This is a genomic window from Ruegeria sp. BJ6 (assembly GCF_056537885.1).
In genome coordinates, this window is record NZ_JBQFSG010000011.1 from 72,893 (window position 1) to 86,491 (window position 13,599).

Consider the following 13,599-nt stretch of genomic DNA (forward strand, 5'->3'; position numbering starts at 1 on the left):
AATGGCCCGCCGTTGTCGGTGTTTATAAATGGATCGGCGTTCAGCCGGCTGCGCGCTTGTTTCGGTCCCGGCGCAGATTTGTAAGTTCTTCGGCCACGAGGAAAGCAAGTTCCAGCGATTGGGTGGCGTTCAGACGCGGGTCACAGGCCGTGTGGTAACGGTCAGACAGATCTTCCTCGGTTACGGCACGTACACCACCGGTGCATTCGGTAACGTCCAGGCCGGTCATCTCAAAATGAACACCGCCCGGAACAGTTCCTTCGGCCTGGTGAACGCCGAAAAAGTCGCGAACCTCACGCAGAACCGACTCGAACGGTCTGGTTTTATAGCCCGTGGCCGATTTGATCGTGTTGCCGTGCATCGGATCGCAGACCCAGGTGACATTGGCACCCTCTTCTTTGACGGCCTTGATCAGACGCGGCAGATGTTCACCTGCCTTACCTGCACCGAACCGCGCAATCAGGGTCAGGCGCCCCTCTTCGTTTTCCGGGTTCAGTTTGGACATCAGAACCTTGAGGTCCTCAGCGGTCGTTGTCGGGCCGCATTTCAAACCGATTGGGTTTTGTACGCCCCGGCAGAACTCGACATGCGCGCCATCGGGCTGACGTGTGCGATCCCCAATCCAGATCATGTGACCCGAACCCGCCAGCCACTTGCCAGAGGTTGAATCCAGCCGTGTCAGCGCCTCTTCGTATTCCAGAAGCAGACTTTCATGGCTTGTGTAGAACTCGACCGTCGAAAACTCGTGAGTGGTATCAGCGGTGATTCCCGCCGCACCCATGAAGTCGATGGTGTCCTGGATGCGATCGGCAATTTCCGAATATTTCTGAACATCCTGCTCATCGGTGAAGCCCAACGTCCAGGAGTGCACCCTGCTCATATCCGCGAAACCACCGGTGGAAAACGCACGCAGCAGGTTCAGTGTAGCGGCCGCCTGAGTATAGGCCTGCAACATCTTTCCGGGGTTCGGAATGCGCGCTTCGGGTGTGAACGCAAGTTCGTTGATTATGTCGCCGCGATAGCTCGGCAGCTCCACGCCGTCCACAACCTCGGTCGGCGCGCTGCGCGGCTTGGCAAATTGTCCGGCCATACGGCCCACCTTTACCACCGGCACCTTGGCGCCGTAGGTCAGGACCATCGCCATCTGCAGCATTACTTTGAACGTGTCACGGATCGCATCTGCGCTGAATTGTTCGAAACTTTCCGCGCAATCTCCGCCCTGAAGCAGGAAGGCCTCGCCGCGACCGGCGGCACCGAGATGTTGCTTGAGGCGCCGCGCCTCGCCTGCAAAGACCAGCGGCGGATACTGGGAAAGCTGCGCCTCGACTTTGGCCAGTGCAGCCGCATCGGTATAATCAGGCATCTGAACCCGCGGCTTGTTGCGCCAGTTCGATTTTTGCCATTCGGTCATAGCTTGGATCTCCGCTGAAGTATTTCAGGTGGTCTCTATACAAAAAGCATTGAAGAGTGACCATATCCGAATTGCGCCTCTTGACGGCGGAAACAAGCTTTGAGCATGGTATTTGCCAACTCTGCCGTCGTTTCCGTGCCGGAAGCGCCGTAATAAGGACAATCAGCCATGCAAGAGCAACGCCAAGTTGTCGAAGTGGAAATCACATCGGCCAAACCACGCCGCTTTATCTTTGTCCTGCTGGACAAATTTTCGATGTTGTCCTTTGCATCAGCTCTGGACAGTCTTCGTATTGCCAACCGCATGGCGGAAAAAGAACTGTATACTTGGCAACTTGTTGGCGAGGGTGGGGAAACCGCGAGCTGCTCAGCAGGAACATCTTTCAATCTGGATGACGATCTGGCCGAACTTCAACGTGACGATGTTGTGTTGGTGTGTGGTGGCGTCGACGTTCTGAAAGCGTCCACGAAGAAGATGCTGAACTGGCTGCGCCGAGAGGCACGCAAGGGCATTCGCATCGGTGGTCTGTGTACCGGTGCGCACACGTTGGCCAAGGCGGGCCTTCTGGAAGGTAAACGCGCAACGATTCACTGGGAAAATGCTGACAGCTTTGCCGAAGAGTTCGAGAATGTCGAACTCACCAAATCGGTGTTCCTGATTGATGGCAACCGGATGTCGACGGCTGGTGGTACATCCTCAATTGACCTGATGCTGAAACTGATCGCGGATGATTACGGCGAAGAACTTGCCAATGCGGTTGCCGACCAGATGATCTATTCCTCGATCCGGACGGATCAGGATACTCAGCGTCTGTCGACTCCGACGCGGATCGGGGTACGTCATCCGAAGCTCAGCCAGGTCATCCAAATGATGGAAAAGAACATCGAGGAACCGATCTCGCCCTCGATTCTGGCCAAGGATGTCGGAATGTCCACACGACAGCTTGAACGACTTTTCCGCCGTTATCTGAACCGGTCGCCGAAACGATACTATATGGAGCTGCGCCTGCAAAAAGCGCGTAACCTGCTGATGCAAACGGATATGAGCGTCATCAACGTCGCACTGGCCTGCGGTTTTGCCAGCCCTTCGCATTTCTCCAAGTGCTACCGGGCGCATTACAATACAACACCGTATCGCGAGCGTGGAACACACAGCGCCCGACTGTCGGTTTGATGTAGCCCGACAGTCCTGAATATGGGGTGCGCCTACTTCGACAGTTTGTAGACGGCTCCCTGCCCTACAGAAATGAACCAGATCGAACCGTCGGGCGCCTCGACGATGTCACGTACGCGTTCGGTTTCGGGGGCTTTGATCTGCTCGACTTCGCGGAGCGGCGAGCCGGAAAGCCGGGCGATGTAGTCAAATTTCAAAGAGCCTACAAATATGCTCCCCTTCCATTTTGGCCAGAGCTTTCCGGAATACACCAGCAGCCCAGACGGAGCGATTGAGGGGTCCCAGTAGAATTCAGGCTGCTCCATACCGGGTTTCGCGGTCCCTTCCCCGATCTTCGCGCCCGAATAGTGTTTTCCATAAGAAATCACCGGCCATCCGAAATTCGCGCCTTTCCGGATTAGATTGACCTCATCCCCACCTTTCGCGCCATGTTCCGACACCCAGAGGCGGCCTTGCTGATCCAATCCCGCCCCCTGCGGGTTTCGGTGGCCAAAGGACCAGATTTCGGGCCGGATACCAGCCTGTCCGACAAAGGGATTACCCGCGGGCACGGAACCATCTCGATTGATTCGAATTACAGAACCGTTGTGATTAGCACGGTCCTGCGCTGATGGGCGGTCCCCACGCTCGCCAATGGTCACAAACAGCGTGCCGTCGGTGGCTTCGACAATGCGGGACCCAAAATGTCGCCCTCCGGAACTGCCAGGCGCAGCTTCAAAAATTGTTCGTACATTCGTCAGCCGTTTGCCATTTTCACTGAGCCGACCGACGGCAACCGCTGTGCCGGCCCCGCCCTGCTGGCGTTTCGAATAGGAAAGAAAAACCTCACGTGTTCGGGAAAAATCGCGTGGAATCATTACGTCCAGCAAACCGCCTTGCCCCGAAGCATAAACCTTTGGAATGCCGGTCACGCGATCAGCTTTTCCCGCAGCCACGCGCAGCAGATCGCCGTCTCGTTCGGTCACCAGAAAACTGCCATCGGGCAGAATTCCGATGGCCCAGGGCGTATCCAGACCACCCAATAGCTTTGTAAGCCGAACCTGTCCGACTGAGGTATTGATGAGTTCGGCGACAGAAATCGCCGGGAAGAAGATCGTTAGCAGAATCACAAAATACTTAAACATCGCATCGCGCCTTGTCGCATCAAACGCCCCTGCGGACCAAAATCAGGCCCATCAAATCAAATGAATTCCTTTGCACAAACCACTTTTTCGTTAGGACTTTCCTTTTCCGAACAGCTTGCCTAGGGTCTGGGGCAGAACGAATACGTTCCAATACGGGAGTAACCATATGAAAAAGCTGCTTACGGCCACTGCGGCCATTGCATTGATGGCTGGCGCCGCATCTGCGGAAGACGTCAAACTTGGTATCATCTTTGGCTTCACCGGCCCGATCGAATCTCTGACCCCGCCGATGGCCGCAGCTGCGGAACTGGCGATGAAAGAAGTCGCCGACAGCGGTCTGCTGCTGGATGGTGCGTCAGTTACTGCTATCCGGGCAGACTCGACTTGCATCGATTCCGGTGCGGCCACCGCGGCAGCCGAACGTCTGATTACATCGGACAAGGTTGACGGTATCGTTGGTGCGGACTGCTCGGGTGTGACCGGTGCCGTTCTTTCGAACGTTGCATTGCCGAACGGCATGGTGATGATTTCGCCTTCGGCGACCTCACCCGCTTTGTCGACAGCCGAAGACAACGGCCTGTTTTTCCGCACTGCGCCATCTGATGCCCGTCAGGGTCAGATCATGACCGAAGTGCTGATGGATCAAGGCGTCAAAGAAGTCGCTCTGACATACACCAACAACGATTACGGCAAGGGCATTGCCGACAGCTTCCAGCAGGCCTTCGAAGCGGCAGGCGGAACCGTCACCATCTCGGCAGCTCACGAAGACGGCAAAGCCGACTATTCGGCTGAAGTCGGTGCGCTGGCTGCGGCGGGCGGCGAAAAGCTGGTGATCGCTGGTTATGTCGATCAGGGTGGCTCGGGCGTTATGCGCGCGGCGCTGGATTCCGGCGCATTCGACAGCTTCCATTTCCCTGATGGTATGTACGGCGCCAAGCTGGAAAGCGATTTCGGTTCTGAAATTGACGGCTCGACCGGTCAGCTGCCGGGCACCGACAGCCCTGGTGCAGAAACCATGGTGGCGATGGGCGAAGCGAACGGCTTTGACGGAACATCGTCCTTTGTCGGCGAATCCTATGATTCAGCTGCGCTGATCTTGCTGGCCATGCAGGCCGCAGGTTCGAAAGCTCCGGCTGACTATGCTGGCAAGGTTATGGATGTGGCCAACGCGCCGGGTGAAAAGATCTATCCGGGTGAACTGGCCAAAGCTCTGCAGATCCTCAAGGATGGTGGCGAAGTCGACTATGTTGGCGCAACTGCTGTCGAACTGATCGGCCCCGGTGAATCCGCCGGTAACTATCGCGAGTACAAGATCGAAGACGGCAAGATCACAACCGTTCAGTACCGTTGATCGACCTACCCAAATGATATCAGGCAGCCCGGACCTTGTGTCCGGGCTGTTTCAATGACAAAAGACCGCACCTCGGTTCAGAGGTCTGGCAACACGAAAACAGAGCTGCCCTAAATGATGCAGCCAGGGGATAACATGATCGTCGTTGAAGACGTGCATAAGCACTTTGGTGGCTTTCACGCGGTGGATGGAGCTACGCTGGAAATCGCGAAAGGTTCGATCACGGGTTTGATCGGGCCGAACGGGGCCGGAAAGACAACTCTTTTCAACGTGATCGCAGGGGTTCTTCCGCCGACCAGCGGCAAGGTCACGATGGATGGTGAGGACATCACCGGACTGCCCCCGCACGAATTGTTTCACAAGGGGCTGCTGCGCACGTTCCAGATCGCCCATGAGTTTTCGTCGATGTCCTGCCGGGAAAACCTCATGATGGTTCCAGGCGCCCAATCCGGGGAATCGCTGTGGAATACATGGTTTGGCAGAAAGCGGATCGCTGACGAAGAACGCGCCCTTCGTGCCAAGGCCGACGAGGTGCTGGAATTTCTGACCATCGAGCATCTTGCCGACCACAAGGCCGGACAGGTTTCCGGTGGTCAAAAGAAACTGCTGGAACTTGGCCGCACCATGATGGTCGACGCCAAGATCGTGTTTCTTGACGAAGTTGGTGCCGGTGTGAACCGCACTCTGCTAATGACCATCGCCGACACGATTCTGCGTCTCAACAAGGAACGCGGCTACACCTTTGTGGTTATCGAACACGACATGGACTTCATCGGCAAGATCTGTGATCCGGTGATCTGCATGGCCGAAGGCAAGGTTCTGGCCGAGGGTACGTTGGACGAAATCAAGGCCAACGAGCACGTGATCGAAGCTTACCTGGGAACCGGACTGAAAAACAAAGACAAGCTGGAGGCCGGGGCATGAGCGGCAATCCTTATCAGGACGACCACGGCAACAAGGATGCAACAATCACCAATACCGCTGGACAGGGAACCATGACGCCAGCCCATCGTGAAAGCGGTGAAACGCGCTATGTCGGTGGCGGACCGTTCCTGATTGGCGACACCATGACAGGTGGTTACGGCAAGGGGCCGGATATCCTGCACGAATGCACGATTGCCGTCGACAAAGGTGAAATCGCAGTGATCGTCGGTCCCAATGGTGCTGGTAAATCCACGGCCATGAAGGCTGTATTTGGAATGCTTGATGTTCGGTCCGGCTCTGTTCGGCTGGATGGGGAAGACATTACCAATCTGAGCCCACAGGACCGTGTGGTTCGCGGGATGGGCTTCGTGCCTCAGACTCAGAACATATTCACCTCGATGACAGTTCAGGAAAATCTGGAAATGGGCGCGTTCATACGGCGCGACGATTTCTCGGACACGATGGAACAAGTCTTTCATCTATTTCCGATCCTCAAGGAAAAACGAAATCAGGCAGCGGGTGAGTTGTCGGGCGGACAGCGTCAGCAGGTGGCCGTAGGCCGGGCACTGATGACACAGCCCAAAGTGTTGATGCTGGATGAACCTACCGCAGGTGTGTCACCTATCGTGATGGACGAACTGTTCGACCGGATCATCGAGGTCAGCCGAACAGGCCTTCCGATTCTCATGGTTGAGCAAAACGCGCGGCAAGCTCTTGAGATCGCTGACAAGGGATATGTTCTGGTGCAGGGTCGCAATGCCTATACGGGAACCGGTAAGGAACTGCTCGCCGACCCGGAAGTTCGAAAGAGCTTCCTTGGCGGCTGACAGGTAGAATCCACGCGCAGCATCTGAAAATTGTCACAATTGTGGCGACCCTCGTTGCCACAAATTAATATCGACACGTGTGGGCGACCAAGGCGTTGATATTAATTCGCATTTTTCGTGCATGTTTTTTTCTATCCGTTTTTCCGTATCAGAAATTCGACAATGACTGGCTGAAATTGCGCCACAATACCCCCCTATCGGGTGCGAGCCGTAAGGTAACTCTTACGGGGCTGGCACGAAAAAAGTGTCGGCTGAGCTCTCCCCAAAACCGAGCCGACTCCCGTGGGACCGGCTTGCCCAACACTCCGGACCAACAAAAATGAAAAAACTGACAATTGCCGCCATTCTCTGCCTTTCTGCCAACGCGTCTGTTGCGGCGGAACGCAGTTTTGTGTGCGTCTCGGATATCGACGGAACGGAATTTCACCTGACGAAAAGCGGCGATGACAGTACCGGATCCATCGCGGTGAACGATATCGCTGGCTCGGCCCAGGTTTTTCCGGGGCTTGGTAATCTGACGTTCATGTATGTGGATGAAAGCAACGTCATGACTTTTGTCGTTAAACTTCCCGATCTGAATTACGACCTGTCCGTTCAGCGACCCCAACCCAAAAATGACAACGGTAAATGCAAGGAAGTGTGACGAACTCACTAACCTTTAGAGTGTCATCTATCTATTTAAATTCAAAGTGATGGATGGTGGGTCTAACATTTAACACGCCTTCTCAACTGCCTGTGATTGTGTGGCATAATCGCTTTTTTGAAAACCGTTCCGGCATAGGTTGAAAAGTGAAATCGCGGTCGGGCTTTCAAGGCCCACCTCGGTTTCACTTAACCTGACCATAGACAGGCGCTTGCAAGGTCGAAATTCTCGGCTTTGCACTCGCCAATAAACGGAACAGTGAACGATGAAGAACGTGATAACTCAACTTTTTGCCCTGCTTATTCCTTCGCTTGGTTTTGCCGCTGGCGGTCCACTGGATGGAGCAGATTTTGTCGTCAATTGTGTATCGGATCAGAATGGTGCCTCGGTTACTCTGGCGCGCTCCGGTGGGACGGACAAGGGATTCATCATAACCGAATCCGTCAAGGGTGAGGCTACAATACTTTCCGGCATTAACTCTCTGACTTTCCTTCATATTATGGGAAAGGATGTCATAACTTTCGTAGTGGATTTTGACGACCTGAGCTATGATCTGACGATCAAAGGGCCGAACGCCACAAACGATCGCGGTGCCTGCAGTGATCCGGTAAGTTGAATGCCAATTGATCAGTTCCTCAATACCCGTCCGGTAATGATGAAAAAACCGGCACAAAATGTTGTGTCCGGTACGCACACCGTGCCATAAGGCCGCACCCGGACTGTGAGAAGAACTGATGGATCTATTGAACGCGCTGGTTGCGCTTGCGAATTTTGTCCTCGTGCCGGCTGTTGCGTATGGCAGCCAGCTGGCACTTGGGGCACTTGGGGTGACGCTGATCTACGGCATCCTGCGCTTTTCCAATTTTGCCCACGGCGACACGATGGCATTCGGCGCGATGATCGCCGTACTGCTGACATGGTGGCTGCAGAGTATGGGCGTCAGCTTTGGACCTTTGCCCACAGCTTTGCTGGCCCTGCCAATGGCAATTCTTGGTTGCATCATCCTTGTTCTTGTCACGGACAGGCTGGTCTATCGATTTTATCGAGAACAGAAAGCCAAACCGGTAATCCTGGTCATCGTTTCGATGGGTGTCATGTTCATCATGAACGGATTGGTCCGGTTCGTCATCGGACCCAACGATCAACGGTTTGCCGACGGTGAAAGATTTCTGATTTCCGCCCGGGATTTCAAAGAGATGACTGGCCTTCGCGAAGGGCTGGCCATCAAAACTACACAAGGCCTAACAGTGGTCGTGGCCGTTATCGCCGTGGTTCTGCTGTTCTGGTTCCTGAACAAGACGCGGACCGGAAAGTCGATGCGGGCCTATTCCGACAACGAGGATCTGGCGCTACTGTCCGGCATCAATCCCGAGCGTGTCGTGATGATCACCTGGATCATCGTGGCGGCCTTGGCGACAACGGCGGGTGTTCTCTATGGTCTCGATAAAAGCTTCAAGCCGTTTGTCTATTTCCAGCTGCTGCTTCCTATCTTTGCGTCAGCCATCGTTGGCGGGCTGGGCAATCCGCTGGGCGCGATTGCGGGCGGGTTCATAATCGCCTTCTCCGAAGTCACGATCACCTACGCCTGGAAAAAGGTCATCACATACGTTGCGCCTGAAAGTCTTGCGCCGTCCGGCCTCGTGCAGCTCATGTCAACGGATTACAAATTCGCGGTCAGCTTCGTGATCCTGCTGATTGTACTTTTGTTCAAGCCCACCGGGCTTTTTAAAGGAAAAGCGGTATGAACGAGACAGTCAAGAATACCCTGCTGTTCGTACTGGTCGGCGTACTCATCCTGCTGACCGGGTTCATGCAAAGCTGGAACTCGGCTGTGTTGATCCTGAATATGGGATTGATCTCGGCCATAATGGCGATCGGCGTGAACCTGCAATGGGGCTTTGCAGGTCTGTTCAACGTCGGCGTCATGGGATTTGTTGCGTTGGGCGGGTTGGCCGTTGTGCTGATCGCGGCTTCTCCGACGCCGGGAGCGTGGTCATCTGGCGGCGTCGGTATCGTCGTAGCGTTGCTGCTTGGTGCCGCAACCGTGGTCGCCGCTGTTCTGACGGCAAAAAAAATGCCCAAGGGGCGACTTCGCAATATTTCGATACTGGGGATTCTGGTCGTCGGTTTTGTCGTATACCGTCAGGTGTTCGACCCTAGCGTCGCTGGTGTTGAGGCGATCAATCCCGCAGCGGCCGGCAATATCGGTGGGCTTGGACTGCCCGTTTTGTTGGCGTGGCCCGCTGGGGGTCTTCTGGCTGCGGGCGCCGCATGGCTGATCGGTAAAACCGCGCTCGGGCTTCGGTCTGACTATCTGGCAATCGCCACCCTTGGTATTGCCGAGATCATCATTGCGGTTCTCAAGAACGAAGACTGGCTGGCCCGCGGTGTAAAGAACGTCATCGGCCTGCCCCGTCCTTTGCCGTATGAGATCGATCTGCAGAACTCACCAGACTTTGTCGAACGCGCAGCCAGCCTGGGGCTTGATCCTGTCACCGCGTCGACGCTTTACGTCAAATTCGGCTACTCAGTCCTGTTCATGATTGTTTTGCTCGTCTTGCTTTGGATGGCGCAAATGGCACTCAAAAGCCCGTGGGGCCGTATGATGCGCGCCATTCGCGACAACGAGGTCGCAGCCGAAGCCATGGGCAAGGATGTTACGCGCCGCCACCTTCAGATATTTGTTCTGGGCTCGGCGATCTGCGGCATTGCCGGAGCAATGATGACAACACTGGACGGACAGTTGACGCCGGGCACATACCAGCCGCTCCGCTTTACCTTCCTCGTATGGGTCATGGTGATTGTCGGTGGATCGGGCAACAACTTTGGCGCGGTTCTGGGTGCTATGCTGATCTGGTTCCTTTGGGTTCAGGTTGAACCAATTGGCATTTGGCTGATGCAAATCATAACCGCAGGTATGGCGGATGGAAGTCCGCTGAAAGAACACCTGTTGGACAGCGCGGCGCATATGCGTTTGCTGACTATGGGGCTCATTTTGTTGCTTGTGCTCAGGTTCAGCCCCAGAGGTCTGATCCCCGAACGATAAGAGCAAACCATTCAAATTGTTGAAACTGCGCCGGGATTTCGGCGCAGTTTCTTGATGGATAGCCCAAAATTAATTAAAGAGGTTCATCGCCGAGAAACTTTTTCGGCGCAGATTGTCCGCACTCACTCACTCGCTTCTCATACGGTCTGTAACGATCATCATCTTAACCTCAGAGACGAACTGCGAACCAAAATGAAACTTGGATCAACCAAAACCACTCTTTTCCTGTCAATTCTGGCTGGACTTTCCGCATGTGTTCCTTCACCGGAAAAACTTGAATCTGAACCGGTTACTGTTCAGACGCCCAAAGGTGCTGTGACTTGTCAGTTGTACACCCGGAACACGGTAATCTGGGATCGCGCGATTGATTTCCCGGCGACCAAAATGTCTGTTGCCGAAGCGGATGCGTATTGCAAACAGGAAGGCCAACGCCTGCTTCAGTAATCTTTATGAAGACTGGTTGGAACCAGCGTATTGCAGCTGGTTCCGCCTTACCGATTTCGGAACAAACCGCCTAAAATACCGCGCACGATGCGTCGCCCTGTTGTGCCTTTAAGCTCCTTGATGACGGCCTCTGACATCGCAGATGCGAACGTGTCCTTTTTACGTGTGTACCGGGCAGAAGACCGCCCAACGCGGCTGCCACTAAATCGTCGGGCGGCAGAAAACTCCCGTTCCATGGCGGATTGCTGCTCTACGACATCGTCAGATTCGGCGCGTTCTGCCTCGCGTGCGGCCTGTTCGGCACGGGCGGTCAGGATTTCGTATGCCGACTTCCTTTCGACACGTTGATCGTACTTGCCCGACATTGCCGAATTTGCCAGCGCCTGCTTCCTGTCGTCGGCGGTTATCGGACCCAATTGCGTACTGGGAGGCCTGATCAACGTTCGTTGCACAATCCCCGGCACCCCCTTTTTTTCGAGCATCGAGGTCACGGCTTCCCCGACACCGACCTCCCGTATTGCTTCTTCGGTTTCGAACGCCGGGTTGTCGCGATACGTTTCTGCCGCCATGCGCAGGTTTTTCCTGTCCCGTGCCGTAAATGCCCGCAGAGCGTGCTGAATTCTGTTGCCTAGCTGGCCCAGAATATCTTCGGGAATATCGGCCGGGCTTTGTGTAATAAAGTAAACCCCAACACCCTTTGAGCGGATCAGCCGGGCAACTTGTTCCACCTTGTCGACAAGTACCTTTGGGGCGTCTTCGAACAGAAGATGCGCTTCGTCAAAAAAGAACACCAGCCTTGGTTTTTCAGGGTCGCCTACCTCGGGCAGTTCTTCGAACAACTCGCTTAAAAGCCACAACAGAAACGTTGCATAAAGACGAGGCGCGCCCATCAGCTTGTCCGACGCCAGAATGTTGATCATTCCGTGCCCATGTTCGTCATTGCGCATCAGATCCGACAAATCCAGTGCCGGTTCGCCGAACAACTGCGTCGCGCCCTGATTTTCCAGAACCAGCAAGCGTCGCTGAATCGCGCCGATCGATGCGGTTGATATGTTTCCGTACCGGAGTGATAGCTGGCTACGATTTTCTCCAACCCAGACCAAAAGCGCCTGAATGTCTTTGAGGTCAAGCAGCGGCATGCCCTCTTCATCCGCGACGCGAAACGCGATGTTCAAAATACCTTCCTGCGCTTCGCTGAGTTCCAGCAAACGAGACAGAAGCAATGGCCCCATCTCGGTCACGGTCATGCGCACCGGGTGGCCTTGTTTCCCGAACAGATCCCAAAAGGTCACGGGACAGCTGTGATACGAGAAATCGGAAAGTCCAATGGTTTCGGCGCGATCAAGAAAGGCTTGGTGAAGCTTGTGATCAACACGCCCGGATTTGGCCAGCCCCGATAAATCGCCTTTCACATCAGCAAGGAAAACCGGCACACCGGCCTTGGAAAACCCTTCAGCCAGAATTTGCAGTGTTACGGTTTTACCGGTCCCGGTTGCACCTGCGATCAAACCATGACGGTTGGCGTATTTAAGGGACAATTCCTGCGGCTGGTCATATTCTACTCCGGCCCCGCCCAAAAAAATCTTTTCACCCATTACGGTTATGCCTCAATATTTCACAGTCCACTCCCAGCATACAAACTTAACCTTTACCTGCGATAGTCCCTTTGTCCCCTACTGGCGTTGCCGGATTTGGGGGCAGACTTCCTCCCTGTCGACTGGCTGTGCCTTCGGGCACGGCCTTTTTTGGTCAAGCACCGGGAAATAGCGATATTTCAGCATTAAAATTCCCGGATAGCTGTTGACCGATGTCCTCCCCTTTCGTAACGTCTCGGACATAACTAAGTCGGCCAGTCCGACGGGGAGAAATATTCATGAAAGGGAGCCGTTCCTCCGGCTCCCTTTTTCGTTGTTCAACCGAAAATCACGAATTTGAGCAAAAATCCGATCAAATTCTTGCACCCCGCGATCTTCGCACCTGACACCGTACGGCAACGATGGTAGACGGGGCAAAAAGTTCTATCGGATGAAATGAGGCATTCATGATCAAGAAACTGATTCCGCTGAGCGTAGCGGCAACCGCGATTCTGACTGGTGCGGTTTATGCTCAGGACACCACGACTACTGCCGGTGAAAGTCAGGCAGAGACATCGCAGGCGACCGGCACCGGATTGGATCTGGGTGAAAGCGGACCACGCATTGGTGAGCAATATGTTAAGGAAGAATTCGGCGATTGGGACTTGGCGTGCGTCAAGACCGAGACAGAGGCCGACCCTTGCGCATTGGTACAGCTTTTGACGGGTCAGGACGGCAACCCGATGGCCGAGGTGACAGTATCTCGTCTTCAGGATGGTGGGGTCGCAGTAGCCGGTGCCACCGTCATCGTGCCGCTGGAAACCTTTTTGCCGGCACAACTTGAGCTTTCTATCGATGGTGCGCCGTCAAAGCGCTACAACTATCGCTTCTGCAACACGGTTGGGTGCTTTTCTCAGCTTGGCCTGACACAATCTGACGTAGATGCAATGAAAGGCGGTTCCGAAGCCATCGTTTCGGTTGTGCCTGCTCAGGCACCCAATCAGGTTCTGCAAATGAAAATGTCGCTAAAGGGATTCACGTCCGGCTTCGAAACTCTTATTCCACGAAGCAACTGACACGAT

Annotated in this window: 13 protein-coding genes; 10 read left to right on the forward strand and 3 right to left on the reverse strand. The window is 54.7% G+C overall.

Annotated elements, in window-relative coordinates:
• Positions 1-40: 40 nt before the first annotated feature.
• Positions 41-1,411: a class II 3-deoxy-7-phosphoheptulonate synthase gene (locus tag ACR0D6_RS19110; protein ID WP_170655575.1), complete on the reverse strand. Its 1,371-nt coding sequence runs from the start codon at positions 1,409-1,411 to the stop codon at positions 41-43.
• Between the two features lie 168 nt (positions 1,412-1,579).
• On the opposite strand from ACR0D6_RS19110, the gene ACR0D6_RS19115 reads away from it, so the two are divergent.
• On the forward strand, positions 1,580-2,584 hold the full coding sequence (locus tag ACR0D6_RS19115) for a GlxA family transcriptional regulator (RefSeq protein WP_170655577.1): 1,005 nt from the start codon (positions 1,580-1,582) through the stop codon (positions 2,582-2,584).
• A gap of 32 nt (positions 2,585-2,616) precedes the next feature.
• On the opposite strand, the gene ACR0D6_RS19120 is transcribed toward ACR0D6_RS19115, so the two are convergent.
• Positions 2,617-3,708: a PQQ-dependent sugar dehydrogenase gene (locus ACR0D6_RS19120; RefSeq protein WP_480766696.1), complete on the reverse strand. Its 1,092-nt coding sequence runs from the start codon at positions 3,706-3,708 to the stop codon at positions 2,617-2,619.
• 166 nt (positions 3,709-3,874) lie between these two features.
• Here ACR0D6_RS19120 and ACR0D6_RS19125 point away from each other — a divergent pair, with 166 nt between their 5' ends.
• The 8 genes from ACR0D6_RS19125 (at position 3,875) to ACR0D6_RS19160 (ending at position 10,943) form a co-directional block, all read left to right on the forward strand.
• Complete coding sequence (locus tag ACR0D6_RS19125; protein WP_480766697.1) at positions 3,875-5,059, forward strand: ABC transporter substrate-binding protein; 1,185 nt, start codon at positions 3,875-3,877, stop codon at positions 5,057-5,059.
• Between the two features lie 135 nt (positions 5,060-5,194).
• A complete protein-coding gene (locus ACR0D6_RS19130; protein WP_170655583.1) occupies positions 5,195-5,983 on the forward strand; it encodes an ABC transporter ATP-binding protein in 789 nt (262 codons plus the stop codon).
• Positions 5,980-6,810 carry an ABC transporter ATP-binding protein gene (locus tag ACR0D6_RS19135; protein WP_480766698.1) on the forward strand — a complete coding sequence of 277 codons (831 nt, stop codon included), beginning with the start codon at positions 5,980-5,982 and terminating at the stop codon, positions 6,808-6,810. The genes ACR0D6_RS19130 and ACR0D6_RS19135 overlap by 4 nt, the downstream gene beginning before the upstream one ends.
• 319 nt (positions 6,811-7,129) lie before the next feature.
• Positions 7,130-7,453, forward strand: a complete 324-nt coding sequence (locus ACR0D6_RS19140) for a hypothetical protein (protein WP_480449500.1) — start codon at positions 7,130-7,132, stop codon at positions 7,451-7,453.
• 265 nt (positions 7,454-7,718) lie between these two features.
• Positions 7,719-8,069, forward strand: coding sequence for a hypothetical protein (locus tag ACR0D6_RS19145; RefSeq protein WP_170655589.1), 351 nt, complete (start codon positions 7,719-7,721; stop codon positions 8,067-8,069).
• Positions 8,070-8,187: 118 nt separating this feature from the next.
• Positions 8,188-9,198: a branched-chain amino acid ABC transporter permease gene (locus ACR0D6_RS19150; RefSeq protein ID WP_480449499.1), complete on the forward strand. Its 1,011-nt coding sequence runs from the start codon at positions 8,188-8,190 to the stop codon at positions 9,196-9,198.
• Entirely contained in the window at positions 9,195-10,499 is a 1,305-nt protein-coding gene (locus ACR0D6_RS19155) for a branched-chain amino acid ABC transporter permease (protein ID WP_480766699.1), read from the forward strand. The genes ACR0D6_RS19150 and ACR0D6_RS19155 overlap by 4 nt, the downstream gene beginning before the upstream one ends.
• A 54-nt stretch (positions 10,500-10,553) precedes the next feature.
• Positions 10,554-10,943 carry a hypothetical protein gene (locus tag ACR0D6_RS19160; protein WP_480766700.1) on the forward strand — a complete coding sequence of 130 codons (390 nt, stop codon included), beginning with the start codon at positions 10,554-10,556 and terminating at the stop codon, positions 10,941-10,943.
• Positions 10,944-10,990: 47 nt separating this feature from the next.
• Here the strand turns inward: ACR0D6_RS19160 and ACR0D6_RS19165 are convergent, their stop codons facing one another.
• Positions 10,991-12,538 carry a helicase HerA-like domain-containing protein gene (locus tag ACR0D6_RS19165; RefSeq protein WP_480766701.1) on the reverse strand — a complete coding sequence of 516 codons (1,548 nt, stop codon included), beginning with the start codon at positions 12,536-12,538 and terminating at the stop codon, positions 10,991-10,993.
• Between the two features lie 446 nt (positions 12,539-12,984).
• Here ACR0D6_RS19165 and ACR0D6_RS19170 point away from each other — a divergent pair, with 446 nt between their 5' ends.
• Entirely contained in the window at positions 12,985-13,593 is a 609-nt protein-coding gene (locus tag ACR0D6_RS19170; protein WP_170655597.1) for an invasion associated locus B family protein, read from the forward strand.
• Positions 13,594-13,599 lie beyond the last annotated feature (6 nt).